Origin of the sequence: Bacillus sp. PPSBB_2, from assembly GCF_045291115.1 — a bacterium.
GTDB classification, from domain to species: Bacteria; Bacillota; Bacilli; order Bacillales; family Bacillaceae_G; genus Bacillus_A; species Bacillus_A cereus.
In genome coordinates this window covers 2,799,683-2,818,432 of record NZ_CP147983.1, presented here as the reverse complement: position 1 = coordinate 2,818,432, position 18,750 = coordinate 2,799,683, and the positions used below count along the sequence as shown (strand labels likewise).

Below are 18,750 nucleotides of genomic sequence, written 5' to 3'. Positions count from 1 at the left end.
GAGGGTGTTGCAAAACTCATAAATATCCAAAAATGAATGCATAAAGAAACCCGTTTTCCTGGAAGAATGATAGTATCCTAAAACTATCTCCAGAAAGGACGGATTTACTAGTATGATAACCAATTTTGATCAAAATCAATCCATTTTACAAATTTTATTTGCCTACGTAGACAGTTTAACCATTGGAGGCGTTCCGCCTATGACAGGCCGCCCACCCATCTGTAGAAAAGCTTTACTCAAATGTTTTTTTATAAAAACGGTATTCCAGATCAATTCATTACGTAAGTTAACTCGTTTTTTACATCAATATCCTTCATTTCGTGTATCTTGTGGCCTTTCGCTTGTTCCTCATATATCTACTTTTTCACGTGTAGGCACTTGGTTTCGCAACGAAGAAATTCCGTTGCTTCATAAACAAATTCTTCAAGAAAAGAATTTAGGGTTAATTCCGTGCGTTTTAATTGATAGTACAGCCTTACGGAGTAGTTTATATGATTCTCAAGCGAAATGGGGAAAATCTACTCGCTATGGTTGGTATAAGGGATATAAAACTCATGTCTGTTCTACACCAGAAGGTGTTATATTGTCGTATGCATTTACAACCGCAAATGTACATGATAGTAAAATAGCTCCTGCATTGCTTCGGGATATACAAAACCAAAATGTGTTATTTTCCGTTGCAGATGCCGCTTATGATAGTCAGCACATTCATGAAATTGCCGGAGCATGTGATATCTTTGCGATCAATCCAATTAACCCGCGTAATAGCGGACCAATCAAAAGTACACATCGTCGTGTAGTGTCTCATTTTCTACAAACTACCTTTGGCAAACAGTTGATGAAAGAGCGTGGAAAAATTGAACAACAGTTTAGTCATCTCAAAGATAAAGGGCTGGAACAGCCACGTTGGTATGGTCAAAATCGCTATCTATTGCATGTTCAGCTAGTTTTTCTGATTCATAACATTGCATATTTATTTTAGTTTTGCAACACCCTCTAAAAAAGCAAGAGATTTTAGTAAAAGATGAGAAAGTTTGGTCCTATACGTATGAAGATCATATTAGTTCTATCGTTAAAGAAGCAGAAAAGAAAGGGTCTTTTGATCATTTACCTGGTAAAGGGAAACCTCTTAATCTTGATAAAGATCTTTCGTACAATCCTGAAAAGCAACTTTATAGAACTTTAGCAAATAATCATGTTTTACCTAGGTGGATTGAGCTTTCAAAAGAAATTGACGATTTAAAAGAAAAGCTAAAAGAAAATACAAATACTGCAGAAACAGCGGATTTAATTCGAACTATTAATAAAAAGGTATTAGAACATAATCTACTTTGTCCACCAAGCGCGCAAAAAATGAGGGTGAAAATGGATTTTTAACGATTTTCAATTGAGCTATCGCTTACTATATAATTAAGTTAGGCATTTTCAATTCATTACTAAAGGGAGGCAAATGTAGTGAAGAATACGTATCAACTTCAAATTCCGAAAGAACTAGAACAGTATCGTAGTATTTTAGAAGAAAGTGTGAAACCGTATGTTAAAGTGTCTGGAACGCAAGCAGAGACAACGCTTTTTGAAAGTAAGTTTGGTGGATATCCGTATTTACCTATAGATCAAGAGCATCCTAAAGACTCAAACGGACAACCTATGATGCTACTTGCGCAGTTAAACCTTGAAGAAATACCAAATATTGAACATATGCCTCAACATGGAATGTTACAGTTTTTCATAAGTGCTGAAGAAGATCTTTTTGGAGCAGATTTTGATCATCCAACAGTCCAAAAAGACTTTCGAATTATTTATCATTCTACAATTATAGAAGATTTAAATAAGGTTATTACTGATTTTAGTTATTTAAACACTTTAGATTTAGAGAATTTTATCATACCCGAAGCAGCAAAACTAAAGTTTGAGTTGGCATATCAACCAGTAACACCAAGAGATTATCGATTTGAAATGATTTTTAGTGATAACATTGATTGGGAAGAAATTGTTGATGAAGAAAATAATACAGAATTAGGCGAACTGTATGATGATTTATGTAAGGATCAAGGACATAAAATTGGTGGCTATCCATTTTTCACACAGACAGATCCAAGGGAATGGGAAGAAAAATACCAGCAACATGACATATTATTGCTGCAAATCGATACAGACGATTCATTAAATATTATGTGGGGCGATTCTGGGGTTGCTAATTTCTTTATACGTAAGGAAGATTCGTTAAATCTTAAGCGATTATTGATTAAGATTTGCTGTGATGAATTTATAACAAATAAAAACGATAAAAACTGAAGAAATTTGTTTAGATAAGATTTAATGTAAATCTCACCGAAAATCTCCGTTTCATCTCATTAAGTATAGTTTACTTGGTTTTTGATACCTGATATTACTTTGTTTCTATAACTGCCTATAATATATATTATGTCTACTAGAAAAAAGTAATAAACTTATTATAGGTTAGTTTTATTTGGTATACTTCCCTTTTCTTTATTTATTAGTGAATAGTTCGTTGATGCAGGATTAGCGTAAATAATCATTAATAAAACATAATAAAAAGCAACTTGTTTAATTATTAAATTTAAACAAGTTGCTTTGAATTTGACTAAACTATATTTATAATTTGTTTGCTTTAGCAATTACTTTGATTTCAATTAATAATTCATCGTGAATTTTAATTTTATAATTGAACTTGTTTGTGAATTATTCGATTATCATTACAATTATTCTTTTTCTTGAAAAATATTGTATTTACGCTTTAAATGTAAACCTTTATCTTTATAAATCCACCGTGAAAATTTATTAACATTATTTTTACCACTTAGGTAAATACGATATTGTTTTTCTTTGTCAACAAAACTTAATTGGAATTTATTATTCTCAAGGATATCTTTAAAAGAATTCATAAAATTATATGATCCGCCAACAAAACTAACAAAGTATTTGTGAGAGTTAACATGACCATCCCCATCAAAATACCCACGAACAAAATGATACAAATATTCTTCTGGTACAAAAGGAAATTCGATGTTAAATGATTTACATGGCATAATTCCGTGTATGTTCATAAGGTCGTCTTTTATTGTTTTGCTATTAATATTTAGCATATATACGCCTGTTTTTTTGTTTTGATAAAGTGGCTGGTTTGTTTTTAGTTCTTTTTTTATATCTTCTAAAATATAACTTTCTTTTTGAGATATACTGACACATTGATTTTCTTTCTGTATAACACCATCTGCTGCTATAAACCCTAAAATATAAGCCATATTGTTTGACTACGTTTTAAAATAATCTTCTGTTATGTCATACTTTCTCTTCCAACTCCCTATAGCGCGTCTTGGTACGTTATTGTCTGATAAAACCATACGAATATACCTTGCAGACACATTAGCGAGCATGGCGATTTCTGAGGTGCTCTTCCCTTCAGTATACAAATGCATGATTTCAGATTTTGATAGTTTACATTTTGATTTCTTTTTTCGCTCTATGTGCACTTACATCCTCTCCTTCCTTTCTTTTATTAGAGACATATTTTCTTCTATAACATACAACGAAACGTATGTTCTTTGTTGCGTATAAGAAGGAATTTACTAAATAAAAACAATTTACATGTACTTAATATTTGTTTTAGCTGCCACTGTGCAATTTGTACTTTATAGATACAAATAATGAATTTGACGAATTTATGAAATACAAGGCAATTTAGATGAAAGGTAAAATAATATAGTTTAAACTACAAATAGCTACAATAACAACATACGTAAATTGTTAATCGTAAAAAGGAGAACGAATGAATAAGAAATATACAAATCAAATTCATACTGATATGAGTTTTAAACCGAAAGATATTATAAGTTTAATGACGGATTACTTTAAAATAAAATCAAAGCTGCGTCCTATAAAGGATTTGCCTATCGTTTTATCAAATAAAGATAATGAATCGTTAGAGAGTGTTACATGGTTTGGCCATTCTGCTTCTCTTTTGAAAATAGAAGGTAAAAAACTATTATTAGACCCTATGTTTGGAGATGCCTCTTCCCCATTTCCTTTGTTTAATAGTAAACGCTATAGTGGTACTTTTTCTTTAGAACGTGATGACCTTCAAGAAATTGATGCGATTATCATTTCTCATAATCACTATGATCATTTGAATTACAAAAGTATTATGCAGTTAAAAGATCGCGTAAAGCACTTTTATGTTCCAACTGGAGTTGCACAATATCTTATTAAATGGGGTGTTTCGCCTAGTAAAATTAGTGAACATAATTGGTGGGACGAAATTACATTTGATAATATTAAGTTAGTTTGTGCTCCTGCAAGGCATTTCTCTGGACGAAGTATGACAGATAGAGATTGTTCATTATGGTGTTCATGGCTTATCCTTGGTCAAAAGACTAAAATTTTCTTTAGTGGCGATAGCGGTTATGCCCCTCACTTTAAGGAAATTGGTGATAAATATGGTCCATTCGATCTTACATTGATGGAATGCGGACAATATGATCCGAGGTGGTCTGCGATTCATATGTTGCCTGAAGAAACTGTACAAGCTCATATTGATGTACAAGGAGAATTACTTCTTCCGATTCATTGGGGTGCTTTTACATTAGCATTACACGAATGGAGTGACCCGATAGAACGTGTTACGAAAGAAGCTAACCGTTTAGGAGTTAAAATTACAACGCCTCAAATTGGTGAATCTATTACGTTAAAATCTACAAATTATCCTTCATCCGCTTGGTGGAAGGAAATTTAATTTTAAAATATAAAAAGAGCGAATCCTCTTATAAAGAATTCGCTCTTTTTTCTGTATTTAAACTTATTTCACAATATTGGATTTCCCACTATCTAAAACTCTATTTGCTGGTACACTGGACATTTCAACCACTGTATTCATACTCTTATCAGTCAGTTCAATGAGTTCGGTTTCATGTTTTATTTTATTTAAATCCCACACCATCCCATGAAATTCATTATGCTGACCACTTACCTGTATAATGCTTTTTGTTTTATTTGAAGGCTGTATTTGAAGATTTGTAAATTGATTCCCACTAATTTCATTTGGCGTAGTTACTTGACTATCCATATAAATCATATTTACACAGTCTTCTAAAGAAAAGTTCATAAAACGATTGGCATTTATCCAAGCTTGTCCGGTGCTCGGTTTTTTTGCTACTAATTTTAGTCCGGTTTCCATTCCTACAATTTTAATGTTTTCGAAGTTAACAAACGAAATTTCATTTTCTTTTCCAGCAGAGTATAAAGAAATTCCGGTACCTTTATTCGTTTCCGTCCAATTAATAATATTTATATCTTTTATTTGTGTTTTGTTCCAAGTGTTATAATATTTATTTTTACCGTCTAAATAAATAACTTCAGAGTTAAATTTAGGGTCGTCAATAGCTATATACGCTCCTTCAATGGATGCGTTGTTCTCCAGTTCTAGAACTCTAAAGTTTCCCTCAACTACAAATTGGGATCCATAACCAAATAATAATTTCACACCTTTTTTAACAATGATTGGTGACGTAATTTTATACTTCTTATCATCAAGTAATACCGTTTTAATTTTACTAGATTCTGCTTTATTAATAGCAGATTGTATTTTTATTGAATCATTTTCCCCTTTAAAGTTTTCTACATACAAGTTAGTACTTTTAGCTGCATAGTCTTTTTTGTTGTATTGATAAAAAGCAAAAATAATTAAAACTATACCAATGAGTAAAACAATTATTTTCTTCATCATACTCACCCCATATCGATTAATCTATGGCTTTTATATTGAGGTTATTATTATTTTACTTTGTATTTCAGATTACCATTGCTGCTTTGTCTATGAATTATATTATGTAGGAATTAGTAAACTGTTTGCTTTACTAATACATCATTCTTATAATGTATTGATTTATGATTTCATAAAACAAAAGTCTGCTTGTACATAATGTAATTCCTTCCTCTATCCCTAATAAGCTCTTACTGGTGATATAAGATGTACTGCTGCAGATCGTTCTCCTGCTTCAATCAATATCGGTCTCATAGAACCACCAAAGCTTAAAGTAATCGTTTCTTCTTTTATTGCTCGTAAAGCATCAACCATAAAACGCCCATCGAAAGATATATTTAATTGTTTTTCACCTTGAATCGCATCTATTTGTTGCGTTTCGGATATTTGCCCAATTTGAGAAGCATTTGAAGAAATTTTAATTGTAGATTCGTTTATGATTTCTAAGTTAACATTGTTATTGGCCCATTCACTTGCTAATAAACTTGATCGGTCTACACCTTGTAATATCTTTTTTCTATCTATGTTAATAATCGTTTTAAAGTCGTTCGGAATAAGATTAGAAATATTAGGATATTTTCCTTCGATTAGTCTTGAATATAATGTAGTTGTTCCGAGCGTAAATATAATATGACTCTCTGAAAGATAGATATATACGAATTCTGAATTGCTGTTCATTAATTTTAGAAGTTCACTAATGGTTGCGCTTGGTACAATACAATTTGCTTTTACATCTGAGGAAAGCAATGTTTCACGTATCGCTAGTCTATGTGAGTCAGTTGCAGCACAAATTAACTTATTATTAGATAACTCTATATGCACCCCAGTAAGAACAGGTCTAGATTCATTTTTCGCTACCGCAAAGACTGTTTGTTTAAATACTTCAATCAATTGCTCTGTCTCTACTTTGATTTCTGCATGATTGTCTATAAGCGGTACATTCGGAAACTCATCTGCAGGAAATCCATTTAAACTTAATGTGATTTCTTCTGATTGTATCGTAATTAATTGCTCATTCTTACTTTTTATTGCTATATCACTTGGCATTTTCTTTATTATTTCAATGAAATACTTTGCAGGTACAACAATAGTTCCTGCCTTTAAAATAGTTGCAATCTTTTCGTCTTCAATTGAAACAGGAATGAATTTTTCGATAAAAATATTCGAGTTACTTGCGATTAAAGTAATTCCAGATTGATCTGCAGTTATTTTTATACCAGATAATATAGGAATTAAAGATTTTGTTGATATTGCTTTACTTACTTCTGAAAGTGCTTGAGTGAATTGTTTGTGATTAACGATAAACTCCATGTTTTCCCCGCCTTACATGAGATAATATTTTTATGAAGATTGATGAACGATTGTTCCGTTAAAAAAATAAGGTACTGTTTCTTTCTTTTGTAATAAATCTAGTAAATGTTCTGGTATGCGTAAATATGGAGCTGCTATATGTAATTCCATCCAAGTAATCTCTTCAATTTCTTTTGGCCTTGATATATATGTCTCTCCGCCAATTATTTCACCTAGAAAATTAAAGAAAATTGCATGATGATCTCTTTCCTCGAAAAAGGCTTCGCTGATAGAACAAATCCCTTTTACGTTTATATGTAACCCTGTTTCTTCTTTTACTTCTCGAATTACTGCTTCTTCCAATGTTTCTCCTAATTTAACTGCGCCACCTGGTAATGTATAATAAGAACCATTTTCCCCTTTGTTTTTTACCATTAAAATCTTTTCATTAGTTTTATCGTACAAAATCGCGTATGTAACATTAACTTTTTTCATATGTACCTCCTCTATTTTTAATAAAAGGAATTTTCTGTCTTCTATTCATTCTACCATTAACTCCTTTTAATATATATAAGTTAGTTAAGTCTTGCCTTTACCACTATTGGTGGAGTTAATAAGAATAGGCTACTGATATAAAAAAAGAACATACCTTAGGAAGATTATCCAAAGTACGTTCTTGCAGTTTTAGAATAAAAATTGATTCAATTAATACTGAAATTAATAATAACCTCGCCCTTATTGCATTTGTATTTCAAATACTAACGTTAACAAATTCTATATACTTTTTAACCGTTTTTCTAAATAATAATGATTATGTCCTTTCGGATGATCTTCACTTACTCCAATTACTTTATATCCATGTTTCTTATAAAAATCAGGTGCTTGGAAACTAAAAGAATCTAAATTAATTAACCTACACCCTTTTTCAATTGCAAATTCTTCAATAAGCTTTATTAACTTGCTTCCGTAACCTTCATGCCTATATTCTTCAGAAACCCATAGAAAGTCAACGTGTACATGGTGCCAAAAAGTTATTGCCGTTACCCCACCTACTATTTCTTCTTTTTCATTTCTTACTATGAAACTAACCTTTTCTGAAGGTGTTTTTTCTTCATCTGCGAGACATTTTTGATTGTATTCAATTACTTTCTCTCTTATGTAATCACTATCTTCTTGTACCCACTGCTGTACTATTTTCATTTTAAGTGTCACGCTCCTTTTTACTTATCTATTCAATTTTATAATGAAATTGTCCTGTCTTTAATAAGTTCGTAAAGAAGCAAAGTTAATGGAATAAAAAAGAGCCCTAACATGAGGACTCTTTTTAAAATTAAGCTACTTTCCGATGTAAATGTTTTAGTTCCTTTTTCTTTTCTACATTTGGTGGACGGATTAATATTGAAATAATGAAGGAAATAACACTTAAAATACCGATTATAATGAAAGTTGGTTGAAATCCCCCAAGTATCGCTCCAATAAATGATCCTGCAAGCGCACCAAATCCGAAACCTTGGTAGACAATCCCGTAATTTGTACTATGGTTTTTTAATCCAAAGAAATCTCCGACAATAGCTGGGAATATAGTTATATTACCGCCGAAGCAAAAGGCGACACTTGCTACACAAGCAAAATAGATTCCGTAATTTAGCGGAATAAAACTTAAAGTAAAGACTGACAAACCTATAATAATAAAAGTTGCAGAGACAATTTTCATTCGGCCGATTTTATCTGATAACGTCCCAAGAATGATTCTACCTACTGTATTAAAGATTGCAATCATAGCAACGGCGTTTGCAGCGGTTGCTGCGCTAAGTCCAACGAGTTGTACACCGATATCTTTTACCATACTTATTAAATACAAACCACCCATACACGAGGTGAATAACATAAAAAATAGCAGATATACTTGTTTCGTTCGCATCATTTCACGCGGAGTATAGTCATTGTGTAATGTTTCAGTTACAGCATTACTTACAATTGCCTCACGTAAGAAGAACGATCCGATTAACACTAAAAGTAACACGATAATACCCCAATATAAGAACGCTTGTGATACACCAAGGTTATCGATAAGATTTCCGTTTATATATCTAAAGATTAAGCTGCCCATTCCATACGCTGATACAGATATACCTGAAATAAGCCCTTTCCGATTTGGAAACCATTTAATTAAATTAGATAGTGATGTAATATAAGCTGTTCCATCCGCATAACCAACAACGACACCAGCTAATAAATATAATAGTGGTAAGGAAGAAACTTGTGAACTAAGTATTAAGCCGAGTCCTAAAACAATTCCTGCAGTAGCAATAAGTTTCCGAAGGCCTAATTTTTTCTGTAACTTTGCTGCAAATAAAGTTGAGAATGATAAAGAAAAACTTGTTATAGAGAAAGTTATCGCTACTGAATTAAGATTCCATCCAAACTTACTTACAAGGGGTTGATTAAATAAACTCCATGTATAAATTGTTCCAAGTCCAATTTGAACACTGATTGTACCTAGAACAATTAGTAACGGATTTATAGAAGTTTGTTTCATACTAACTGTCCCCTTCTTTTATCTTGACATGAATTTTCACAGTTAGTATATCCATCATAAATTGCAAGATACTGTACGGAAAATGGTAATTAAGTTCATATACACAAAAAGACACTTCATAAAGAAGTGCCTTTTGCAGGTTATATCAGATGTTTCTAAAGAAAGCTTTGTTAAGATAAGCCATTTTCAAATGCTTATGTATATATGTTATCAAATAATTTCTTATATGTGATGAGACTTAAGACGTATTTTTCATTCATCATATAGTCGGATGAAAAATTAATATTCGATTTCATCAAAATCTTTCGGCTGCGGTACAGTTTGCATATTAGCTGCATCTTTAGGATCGCTATAAATCGCATTTTGCTCTGTATTTACATCTTTTATATTTTGTTTTTTATTTTTGTTCACTTTATCTTTCACTTTCAATCACTCCTTTTTGTTATAGGAGTAATTATGCCCTATTACCGTTACTAAATGTATCAGCGACTAAATTACTAAATTCACGTAAATAATATAAGTAATTATCACCGCCGTAGTTATATCTTTTGTTATACATTTTTGCAACAACTACATTATATTCAGGTATTACTAAAATGGTCGGTCCAGTAATCCCTAATATTTGATACGACCCTTTTGGAACACGTTCACCAAGTTCGCTTAATTGCGCAGGCTCATTTTGGATGAACCAAAACAATCCATTTTGTGGTAGCTCTTTGTTTATATATGTTGGACTCTGCAAACTCGTAGCGATTTTTATAACTTCTTTTGGAACAATTTGTTTACCATCTATCCCACCTTGATTTAAATGAAGATTGCCCCACTGCGCAAATTCTCTAGCTGAGACAAACAAATTTTTTTCAGTACCGTCATCTACCGTACCAATTTCACTAATTGCGTCTTCATTTGGATTATTAACAACGTCAACTAAATTTTCATCTCGCTGAACTCTCCAACCTGTTTCTTGAAAATTAGCAGGCTTAAACACACGCTCCTTTAACAATTCAGGAAAACTTTTGTTATATAGCTGATAAATAAGACGTGTCATCATTCTTACATTAATATCTCTATACGCCCATGATTGCCCCGGTGCAAATTCACGAAAAATTGTCCTGTCATTCGTTTCTTCTAATCCGTGCGAATGTGTTACTAAATGTCTTATCGTCGTTTTACTAAGCAATGCAGGATCAAAGTCTTTAAAATATTTTATCGCTTCATCATCAATAGAGTTTATTTTCCCCTCATAAAGCGCATACGCTATCATTAATCCTAAATAACTTTTTCTAGCAGAAGCAACGTTAAATTGTGAAGATGCTGTTACTTTCTTGCTTGTAGATGTATTTGAGTGATAACCACTATAATGCTCTAGTACGATTTTATTATCTTTTATAATACAAAGTGCTGTAGCAGAACTATGATTTTTTTCTTTTATATCCTCTACCCAAGAAATCAACTTATCATATGTATACAAATAAATCCCCCTTAATACACATCAAAATTACAGCATGAAAGAAAAGTGCAAAATAATTTTCACACCTTTCTTTCAAGTAAAATAGCTTTGATGTTCTATACTTAAATGATCCACCAGTTCCAGCAATTAAAGCAACCAAAACATCCAGCGCAGCCTACACATCCGCCACATCTGCCGCCGCAACCACCGCAGCGTCCACCACAACCTCCGCATCCGCCGCAACGACGTACATCGCCTTGAATGTAATAATATGGATATTGATTTTGTTGTTGATCCCAATACACAACATTGCCAGTTTGATAATCATTAAGGTTTAATGATTGTAGTTCTTGTTGAAACTGATTCATTATGAAACCCTCCATTTATAAATGTAAATTCCGTCCAAATATTAAAGTTAATAAATTCTTGTAAACAAAGTAGAAACAAGACTATAGACTAAATACGTACATCAACAAAATATGAACTTACACTAGGTAATGTACCTTGTTTTTTAGCCTATTTTCTTTATATTCATTTGATGGACATATTTACTATAAATAAAGTGATTTAAAAATTACTAATCCAACAATTTAGTAGTTCATCACTTAACTTTCTTTCTAGTAATTCCTTCACTAAAGGCATTGGCATGATTTCATAATGATTTAAGGCTTCTTTATTATAATCTATCCAGTGAAATGCTAAATGAGACTCGCTAGATTTCGGTGTTAAGTCCGTATGTAAATCTTGTGACTCTACTTCAAAAATGTGGTTAATTTCATGATGAAGCACTTCTTTATCTTGCCATTGATTTTCTATGACTCCTAAAAATTGTTGTATACTACAGTTTACTCCAAGTTCTTCTCTTAACTCTCTTATTAATGCATTCTCTGCTGATTCTCCAATTTCAATATGGCCACCAGGTAAAAAATAATGATGGCCAATATATTCAGCAACTAATAATTTTTCATCTTTTATCATGACTGCTCGTACAATATGATGGAATTTACTTTTCAATTGATATCCCTCCTAGTTATTCAATGTATAGTTGCTCAAAATAGTCATTTAGTATTGGTATAATATAAATCATAGGTGTTTCATACGGATGAATATCATTAATAACTTCAAGAGCATCTTTTACAAGTTCTCGTTTACACTTTATTTCAACTTTACATTCTTGCCCTTCGCATATTCGCCCAATTTCTCCATTAAAAGGAGATGCCTCGTCTAAAGGTCTCCAATATCCTTTCACTGAACTATAGGAAAGACAATGGTCATATTCGCCCGTTTTACATGCTCCAATTTTATTTAATTCATCCCTTAACGTTTCAATATATTCTTCAGGAATGAACACTTCAATTTTCACTTCAGTAAATTGCATATTTCATTTCACACCTTTACTTCCTAATAGTTAAACAAATAAACGATATACTTGCTCACCATCATACTCCTGTCCTAATGATATGAAACCATATCGTTCATATAGTTTCTTTGCAGAGATATTATCTTTATGTACTGTTAATCTAATTTCTTTACACGCCTTAAACGTATTTTTTATTATATTAATACTTTCTTGTAATGCTGCTTTTCCATAACCATTACCTTGCTGCGATTGATCAATAATAAATCCGTTAATCCAATACATATCCGATGTCTCTCTTACAACAGCATGCATAACAAAACCAACCATAAGGTCACCATCGTATATAGCGAATGGTATGTACTCTACATTGTCACCATCTGGTTTTATATATACTTTAGCAAGCGAAACTGCTACGGATGGCACAAAATTCAACTGATTTCCTTTAACTTGTAGCTTTAATGCTGCTTCCCAATTTTCTCTCGTAACAACCTTTAACTGGACATTCAATATTGTAAGCTCCCTTATATAGAGGATGTATGTTTATATTCAACGTAGCGAAATAATTCCCTTTTTCGACAACAACTTATAACATGATTTTTATAAAATCTTGAATGAATTTTTGTTCATCTATTTCTAGTGCTATATGGGCTCCATCAGATATAGAGCTAGGGCGAAAATCAGCAAATGTTTGTCCTTTCGTATCTCCGTATGTATCTACATTTACTGTACGATGCACAAATTCAAAAAAACTTGGATTTACTAATCCGCTTATTGCAACCACATCATGTAGCAAAGGTCCTTCCATAGATGGATTAAGTTTTTGGTATGCGGATAGATAGTAATCATACATTGGTTTCATTATCATATGAAATGGATTCTTTGTATTAGCTTGAATATAGTTAAATACATTCGGTGTTAACACAGCTTTGTTTGTTACATTTAAAGGGAATATGAATAAATTCTTTGCTTGATGGAAAACAATTTTACTTGCTATCGGATCTCCATACACGTTTGCCTCTGCTAATGGCGTAACGTTTCCTACTTCTAAAAAAACACCACCCATGAAATAGATTCCTTTTACATTTAGCATTAAATTATTCCATAAATTAAAAGCAATTGCTAACGAGGTAGATCTTCCTACATCAACAATCGTTAAATCTTTTCCGTACTTTATAAGAATCGCAGCAATACTGCCGAAATTATATATTGGAATAGATAATACATTTTCTGGAACATGGATGGACCCTAATCCTTCTGCTCCGTGAATTTCAGGGTAGTACGTAGTAATTTCTTCTGTAAGTGGTTTTGTTGCACCACTAATGACAGGAATATCTTGTCTATTTGCTAACTGTAAAATATAAGCTGCATTATGTGCAGCATGTATATGCTCAACATTTCCGTATCCGGTTACAATACCGACAATTTCAATTTCGGGATGCAGTAAACCATACATAATGGCAAATGAGTCATCAATACCTGGGTCTCCGAAAAATAATACTTTTTCCAAGAAATACTCTCCCCTCATAAAAACATAGAGTCATCAATAACTATGTATATGAAAAAAGCAAGTATATCTATGCGAATTTTAGGATGGATAATGTTTTACAAAATATTAAAAAGGAACTAGCCTATGCTAATTCCTTTCTTAAGTAACCATTCTCAAATTTAATTAATTATCGTATCCTTCATAAATTGCATCATTTATTTGATTTTGTATTTTTTTATCATCAGGTACAGGTTTCCACCAATTTCCTGTAATAAATAACATAGTTAATAAATTATAACTATCACTAAAATAACTTTCTTTCTTATTCTTCATCCAATCCCAACCGCTATTTACCCACTTTTGATTATTGCTACTCGTTATACTTGCAGCAATAAACGGTGAAACAAATACAGCAGTTGAATAACTACCAATATTGGATCCGTTTAATTGATAACCATCCACAATTTTAGAAGGATTTCCATTCGTTTTATTTTGAATCCATGAAGAGACTTTATCAGAAATGACTTTACTTCTTTTCTCGCCGTACATCGCATAGTCCATTACAATTCTCAATGGTACCCGACTAGCATTGTAATAATATGCATTTGTATATTCTGACTCATCTAAGAAGTCTTTAGGTGCGGGTTGTGGTGGGTTTTTTACAACGAAATCTGAAATAAGTCCTGTATTTGGAGAGTACTTATTACTAAATTGCGTATAAACATCGTACAAATTATTAATAACAGTAAGCCAAGTTTTATCACCTGTAAATTCATAAAATGCTCTAAGGTGTGACATCATCCAATCAGATGGTCTCGTATCAAGTGAACTTTTAGAATCCCAATCTCCTAAATTTAGTCGGTTATTATTTGTAACATTACTAGCTTTAATACCTTTTGTAATCATGTCTTGTGCTTCTTTCAAATAATTAACTGTTCCATTAGATCCCCACTGCTTATGAGCAAGAAGAAGAGAATACGCAATATCTAAATCTCCATCAGTAGCAGAATCAAAATGACCTTGTGCTTTTTTACTATCTGCGACAACCCATCCCATTAAATTAGGATTTTGAGAACTTTTAAAAGTTCTTGCTGTTTTAAATAAACCGTCATAGATTTTTTGAGCATTCGAATCATAACCAGCCATTAATACTGTAATTATCATCCCATACCCTTGACCTTCTGAAGTTCCAAGTGGCTTAAACCCATCAGCATCACCTGTAATCTCTCCTTTTACATAATAACCACCAGGTAAAGAAGATAAATCATTTTTCAAATATTTCTTTTTCCAATTATCGTAGTAACTTCTTACAGAAGCATTTAAACTTTCCTGTGTAACATGATTCGGTTTTATAACACCTGCATAATTAACTTGCTGGGGAAATGGTTTCATCTCCTTTGCAGCAGCTACTTGTTGATTAACTACGGGAATAGAATTTTGTATTGAATTTTCCGTTACACTTGCTGCGAAACTAGAATTAGAAAAACTAGCTAGTCCGATTCCTACAATAGAAATACATGTGAAAATTTTTCTTTTTCCATTCATTATGTTGTCAGCTCCTTTTAAAATGCTTACTACATAAAATGTAACATACAATATTTAACTGAAATACAAAATATTATATTTATCAACATAAGAAAGAAACTATATAAAAAAGTATCATAAAATTATTATTGAATTACATTATACGGATTGATTATTTGCTAAATTCCTATGTTTTTCTTTTCTTAATACTGGTATATGAGCAATCACAATTCCAAGTATAGTAATTCCTCCGCCAATTATCGAAACTAAAGTTGGCACTTCTCCTAACCATATCCAAGCAATGAAACACGCAGCTATTGGCGTTAAATATAGAGAACTTGTTGCTTCAGAAGCACCAGCACGAGATATAATATAGGCCAATGCAATATACGGGAGTACTGTTGGAAAGACACCTAAATATATAACGCTCAAGTTAACTTCAAGAGGAGCTGCTAGTACTTCTTGATAAACTCCGGGTAAGAAAATAAGCATACATACAGTACTAGACAAAATTGTATATATGGTAAATGGTAAGAAACCGTATTTTTTTAAGTAAGATGTTTGGAAAACGAAAAATAGACTTTCTGAAATCGCCGCTAATAATATAAATAATCCCCCGCTATTCAATTGAATAGCATCGCCTTGGCTAAATGAAATTAAGGCAATTCCTGCAAAACTAATTACACCACCAAGCCAACCATTTAATTTCATTTTGTCATTCAAAAAAACAGAAGCAAGAATTGCCGTCACTATTGGAGTGACTGAAATTATTAAACTTGCAGATCCAGCATTTACTGTTTTTTCGCCGTAATTTAATGCGATGTGATAAATAGTAAACCCTAAAGCACCAAATATAAAAATTGCTGGGATATCCTTTAAATCCGGTAATCGTAGTTTGTATATAAATGAAAATAACAAAAGTATAAATGAAGCGATTAATAAGCGTAGTAAAGTAAGGTGTTCAGGCGTATAAGATTCAAGCCCCATACGAATTGCTGGAAAAGCAGTTCCCCATATAAGAATTGTAAAAGCGTGAGCACATATAATGCGTAAATCCCATTTTTTATTATGCATATTTTCTCTCCTTCCCTAAAAAACCAACCATTTTTAAATTACCAATTATTTCTTTTCATCATATTTAATAGTTGATACAATGTCTTCAACCAGTTATTTATCGGAAAAACCAACCACTTTGAATCTTTTAAATAAACGAAGGAGTTTTTTATATGACAACCGATAAAAAAGTGCCCAAATATCGGCAGATAATAGACTATATGAAAGAAAAAATTGAAAACGGAGAATGGCCAATTGGAAGTAAAATCCCTAGTCAGCGGCAGTTAGCAAAATTATTTCATGTAAATCGAAGTACTGTAATAAATGCGCTAGATGAACTTATGGCAGATGGTTTAATTCAAGGACAAATCGGAGCAGGAACAATTGTAACAAATAATACATGGTCATTATTAGCAACTAATCCCCCGCCCGATTGGAGTGAATATGTAAAGGCCGGTATTCATAAACCAAGTAAGTTAATGGTGCGAGAAATAAATGAAGCAGAAGCAAATAAAACGCTTATCCATCTTAGTAAAGGCGAACTTGCACCGCACCTTTTCCCGCTCGAAACTATGCAATCTATAATTAAAAACGTCAGTGAGGAATTAGATTATTTCGGATACGAAGAACAAAAAGGTTTTTATCCGTTACGTGAAGCAATAAGCAAATACGTAAAATCATTTGGAATACATGCATCACCGGGTTCTATATTAATAGTCTCTGGTGCACTCCAAGCATTACAATTAATATCAATTGGTCTTTTACATAGAAAATCAACTGTTTTACTTGAACAACCTTCTTACTTATATTCACTTCATGTTTTTCAATCAGCAAATATAAATTTATCCGGTATATCAATGGATCACCACGGTATTTTACCTAACGACTTATTAAAACGAATTAAATATAGTCAAAAGAATAATATTTTATATTCAATCCCTTGTTTTCAAAATCCAACGGGGATATTGATGTCCAAAGAGCGAAGAAAAGAAATATTAAAAATATGTGAAAAAGAGCAATTGCCTATCATCGAGGATGATATTTACCGAGAGTTATGGCTTGATGAATCACCTCCAGCTCCTTTAAAGTCGATGGATAAACATGGACATGTATTATATATTGGTAGTCTCTCTAAAACACTTAGCCCAGGACTTAGAATTGGATGGATAATCGGACCAGAACCTGTTATTGATAGATTGTCAGATATAAAAATGCAAACAGACTATGGATCCAGCTCTTTATCTCAAAGAGTAGCTGCTGAATGGATAAATGAAGGTTTTTATGAAGAACATGTAGCAAACGTAAGAATGCACCTGAAAGAACGAAGACAAATAATGATACGAGCTTTAAATAAATATTGTGTAGATATTGCATCATGGGATATTCCTAGTGGTGGATTTTTTATATGGCTAAAGGTTGTACATAACATTCCGATGAAAAAACTATTTTCAGAGGCACTATCAAAAGGAATTCTTTTAAATCCGGGACGTATTTATGAAGAAGAATCAGATCAGTACATTCGTTTATCATATGGATATGCTACTCCAGAACAAATGACTAACGGAATTAAATTGCTCAGTGAATTAATTCGGAAGTTAACGGCATAAAAAAAATCCTCTTTTGTTTTTGGAGGATTTTTTTATGTATCTTATTTACCACAATTTCATTTCCTGCCCTAATAAAATAAGTTCTTCATAAGGATCTCCGTCAATATTTAATACTTGAGCAAAAGCAGGTTCTGTTTTTAAACCTTGTTCCTTTAAGTGAATAACTTCTTCCCTTATATGGGGATGCTGCATTAATAACATGTGCTCCACTATCATATGTCTATATGCATTTTGATTACGCACTGGCTTAGGTTGAGCAAATAATTCAAATTCAAAACCTTCGAATTCAAAATTCACCTTTATCGATTCAGTACCTTTAATTTTTTTCTTTTTAATGTTGAACCCTCCATAAGAACCATATAAAGATCTCATTTCCTGCTCAAAAACATCAAAGTTATATACTTCCATTACAATATCTAAGTCAGATTGAGGAGTATCAATTCTTATCGGGATTGTCCCGCAAAGAACGGGATTATATAAAGCTAAATCTTCCATTATGTTTAGGCTATTCAAAACATCATATATTTTTTGTTGCTTGTCATTGCCCGATTGTAAATATGTAATAGATGTAAACATAGAAGTCTCTCCTTCATTTAACATAATAATCAGCTCACTAAATTTGAGAAAATAGTTCAATCATTGGATTTTGTTCTAGGAGTACC

General features: G+C 32.2%; 19 protein-coding genes and 2 pseudogenes. 5 read left to right on the top strand and 16 right to left on the bottom strand.

Going from position 1 to position 18,750, the window contains the following annotated elements:
- Nucleotides 1-112: 112 nt before the first annotated feature.
- The 3 genes and pseudogenes from V6946_RS14115 (at nucleotide 113) to V6946_RS14105 (ending at nucleotide 2,295) form a co-directional block, all read left to right on the top strand.
- Nucleotides 113-982 carry an ISNCY family transposase gene (locus tag V6946_RS14115; RefSeq protein ID WP_023520903.1) on the top strand — a complete coding sequence of 290 codons (870 nt, stop codon included), beginning with the start codon at nucleotides 113-115 and terminating at the stop codon, nucleotides 980-982.
- Between the two features lie 2 nt (nucleotides 983-984).
- A pseudogene (locus tag V6946_RS14110) lies at nucleotides 985-1,377 on the top strand (DUF1992 domain-containing protein); the annotation flags it as partial.
- Nucleotides 1,378-1,455: 78 nt separating this feature from the next.
- Nucleotides 1,456-2,295 (top strand): YwqG family protein, encoded by an 840-nt coding sequence (locus tag V6946_RS14105; protein WP_366982188.1) that lies wholly within the window; start codon nucleotides 1,456-1,458, stop codon nucleotides 2,293-2,295.
- Nucleotides 2,296-2,723: 428 nt separating this feature from the next.
- On the opposite strand, the pseudogene V6946_RS14100 reads toward V6946_RS14105, so the two are convergent.
- Nucleotides 2,724-3,494: pseudogene (locus V6946_RS14100) on the bottom strand (LAGLIDADG family homing endonuclease).
- Nucleotides 3,495-3,790: 296 nt separating this feature from the next.
- On the opposite strand from V6946_RS14100, the gene V6946_RS14095 reads away from it, so the two are divergent.
- The gene (locus V6946_RS14095; protein ID WP_006929705.1) at nucleotides 3,791-4,753 is read left to right on the top strand and encodes an MBL fold metallo-hydrolase; all 963 of its coding nucleotides are present in this window, start codon (nucleotides 3,791-3,793) and stop codon (nucleotides 4,751-4,753) included.
- A 63-nt stretch (nucleotides 4,754-4,816) separates the two neighbouring features.
- Here the strand turns inward: V6946_RS14095 and V6946_RS14090 are convergent, their stop codons facing one another.
- The 14 genes from V6946_RS14090 to V6946_RS14025 form a co-directional block, all read right to left on the bottom strand.
- Entirely contained in the window at nucleotides 4,817-5,740 is a 924-nt protein-coding gene (locus tag V6946_RS14090; RefSeq protein ID WP_366982190.1) for a hypothetical protein, read from the bottom strand.
- Between the two features lie 219 nt (nucleotides 5,741-5,959).
- Nucleotides 5,960-7,090: a DNA polymerase III subunit beta gene (gene dnaN / locus V6946_RS14085; protein ID WP_006929700.1), complete on the bottom strand. Its 1,131-nt coding sequence runs from the start codon at nucleotides 7,088-7,090 to the stop codon at nucleotides 5,960-5,962.
- Nucleotides 7,091-7,120: 30 nt separating this feature from the next.
- Nucleotides 7,121-7,564 carry an NUDIX hydrolase gene (locus V6946_RS14080; protein ID WP_000757601.1) on the bottom strand — a complete coding sequence of 148 codons (444 nt, stop codon included), beginning with the start codon at nucleotides 7,562-7,564 and terminating at the stop codon, nucleotides 7,121-7,123.
- 279 nt (nucleotides 7,565-7,843) lie between these two features.
- Nucleotides 7,844-8,269 carry a GNAT family N-acetyltransferase gene (locus V6946_RS14075; protein ID WP_006929698.1) on the bottom strand — a complete coding sequence of 142 codons (426 nt, stop codon included), beginning with the start codon at nucleotides 8,267-8,269 and terminating at the stop codon, nucleotides 7,844-7,846.
- Between the two features lie 130 nt (nucleotides 8,270-8,399).
- On the bottom strand, nucleotides 8,400-9,608 hold the full coding sequence (locus tag V6946_RS14070; protein WP_366982189.1) for an OFA family MFS transporter: 1,209 nt from the start codon (nucleotides 9,606-9,608) through the stop codon (nucleotides 8,400-8,402).
- Nucleotides 9,609-9,887: 279 nt separating this feature from the next.
- Nucleotides 9,888-10,031, bottom strand: a complete 144-nt coding sequence (locus tag V6946_RS14065) for a hypothetical protein (protein ID WP_000653680.1) — start codon at nucleotides 10,029-10,031, stop codon at nucleotides 9,888-9,890.
- A 31-nt stretch (nucleotides 10,032-10,062) separates the two neighbouring features.
- The gene (locus tag V6946_RS14060; RefSeq protein ID WP_006929688.1) at nucleotides 10,063-11,079 is read right to left on the bottom strand and encodes a serine hydrolase; all 1,017 of its coding nucleotides are present in this window, start codon (nucleotides 11,077-11,079) and stop codon (nucleotides 10,063-10,065) included.
- 101 nt (nucleotides 11,080-11,180) lie between these two features.
- On the bottom strand, nucleotides 11,181-11,426 hold the full coding sequence (locus tag V6946_RS14055) for a heterocycloanthracin/sonorensin family bacteriocin (protein WP_001071385.1): 246 nt from the start codon (nucleotides 11,424-11,426) through the stop codon (nucleotides 11,181-11,183).
- A gap of 199 nt (nucleotides 11,427-11,625) precedes the next feature.
- Entirely contained in the window at nucleotides 11,626-12,072 is a 447-nt protein-coding gene (locus tag V6946_RS14050; RefSeq protein WP_000836823.1) for an NUDIX domain-containing protein, read from the bottom strand.
- A 16-nt stretch (nucleotides 12,073-12,088) separates the two neighbouring features.
- Nucleotides 12,089-12,436: a divalent cation tolerance protein CutA gene (gene cutA, locus V6946_RS14045; RefSeq protein ID WP_001160789.1), complete on the bottom strand. Its 348-nt coding sequence runs from the start codon at nucleotides 12,434-12,436 to the stop codon at nucleotides 12,089-12,091.
- A 30-nt stretch (nucleotides 12,437-12,466) separates the two neighbouring features.
- Entirely contained in the window at nucleotides 12,467-12,925 is a 459-nt protein-coding gene (locus tag V6946_RS14040) for a GNAT family N-acetyltransferase (protein WP_139849368.1), read from the bottom strand.
- A 76-nt stretch (nucleotides 12,926-13,001) separates the two neighbouring features.
- Nucleotides 13,002-13,925 (bottom strand): nucleoside hydrolase, encoded by a 924-nt coding sequence (locus V6946_RS14035; RefSeq protein ID WP_006929680.1) that lies wholly within the window; start codon nucleotides 13,923-13,925, stop codon nucleotides 13,002-13,004.
- Nucleotides 13,926-14,087: 162 nt separating this feature from the next.
- Nucleotides 14,088-15,449: a glycosyl hydrolase family 8 gene (locus tag V6946_RS14030; protein WP_006929679.1), complete on the bottom strand. Its 1,362-nt coding sequence runs from the start codon at nucleotides 15,447-15,449 to the stop codon at nucleotides 14,088-14,090.
- 138 nt (nucleotides 15,450-15,587) lie between these two features.
- Complete coding sequence (locus V6946_RS14025) at nucleotides 15,588-16,502, bottom strand: DMT family transporter (RefSeq protein WP_006929678.1); 915 nt, start codon at nucleotides 16,500-16,502, stop codon at nucleotides 15,588-15,590.
- A gap of 152 nt (nucleotides 16,503-16,654) precedes the next feature.
- Between V6946_RS14025 and V6946_RS14020 the strand changes: the two genes are divergently transcribed.
- Nucleotides 16,655-18,088, top strand: a complete 1,434-nt coding sequence (locus V6946_RS14020; RefSeq protein ID WP_006929676.1) for a PLP-dependent aminotransferase family protein — start codon at nucleotides 16,655-16,657, stop codon at nucleotides 18,086-18,088.
- Nucleotides 18,089-18,133: 45 nt separating this feature from the next.
- Here the strand turns inward: V6946_RS14020 and V6946_RS14015 are convergent, their stop codons facing one another.
- On the bottom strand, nucleotides 18,134-18,664 hold the full coding sequence (locus tag V6946_RS14015) for a DUF4269 domain-containing protein (RefSeq protein WP_000495168.1): 531 nt from the start codon (nucleotides 18,662-18,664) through the stop codon (nucleotides 18,134-18,136).
- Nucleotides 18,665-18,750 lie beyond the last annotated feature (86 nt).

Excerpts from the sequence above, each read along its gene's own strand:
- V6946_RS14115 (WP_023520903.1), top strand. The coding sequence starts at position 113 with ATGATAACCAATTTTGATCAAAATCAATCCATTTTACAAATTTTATTT.
- V6946_RS14095 (WP_006929705.1), top strand. The coding sequence starts at position 3,791 with ATGAATAAGAAATATACAAATCAAATTCATACTGATATGAGTTTTAAA.
- V6946_RS14090 (WP_366982190.1), bottom strand. The coding sequence starts at position 5,740 with ATGAAGAAAATAATTGTTTTACTCATTGGTATAGTTTTAATTATTTTT.
- dnaN (WP_006929700.1), bottom strand. The coding sequence starts at position 7,090 with ATGGAGTTTATCGTTAATCACAAACAATTCACTCAAGCACTTTCAGAA.
- V6946_RS14080 (WP_000757601.1), bottom strand. The coding sequence starts at position 7,564 with ATGAAAAAAGTTAATGTTACATACGCGATTTTGTACGATAAAACTAAT.
- V6946_RS14075 (WP_006929698.1), bottom strand. The coding sequence starts at position 8,269 with ATGAAAATAGTACAGCAGTGGGTACAAGAAGATAGTGATTACATAAGA.
- V6946_RS14070 (WP_366982189.1), bottom strand. The coding sequence starts at position 9,608 with ATGAAACAAACTTCTATAAATCCGTTACTAATTGTTCTAGGTACAATC.
- V6946_RS14055 (WP_001071385.1), bottom strand. The coding sequence starts at position 11,426 with ATGAATCAGTTTCAACAAGAACTACAATCATTAAACCTTAATGATTAT.
- cutA (WP_001160789.1), bottom strand. The coding sequence starts at position 12,436 with ATGCAATTTACTGAAGTGAAAATTGAAGTGTTCATTCCTGAAGAATAT.
- V6946_RS14030 (WP_006929679.1), bottom strand. The coding sequence starts at position 15,449 with ATGAATGGAAAAAGAAAAATTTTCACATGTATTTCTATTGTAGGAATC.
- V6946_RS14025 (WP_006929678.1), bottom strand. The coding sequence starts at position 16,502 with ATGCATAATAAAAAATGGGATTTACGCATTATATGTGCTCACGCTTTT.
- V6946_RS14020 (WP_006929676.1), top strand. The coding sequence starts at position 16,655 with ATGACAACCGATAAAAAAGTGCCCAAATATCGGCAGATAATAGACTAT.
- V6946_RS14015 (WP_000495168.1), bottom strand. The coding sequence starts at position 18,664 with ATGTTTACATCTATTACATATTTACAATCGGGCAATGACAAGCAACAA.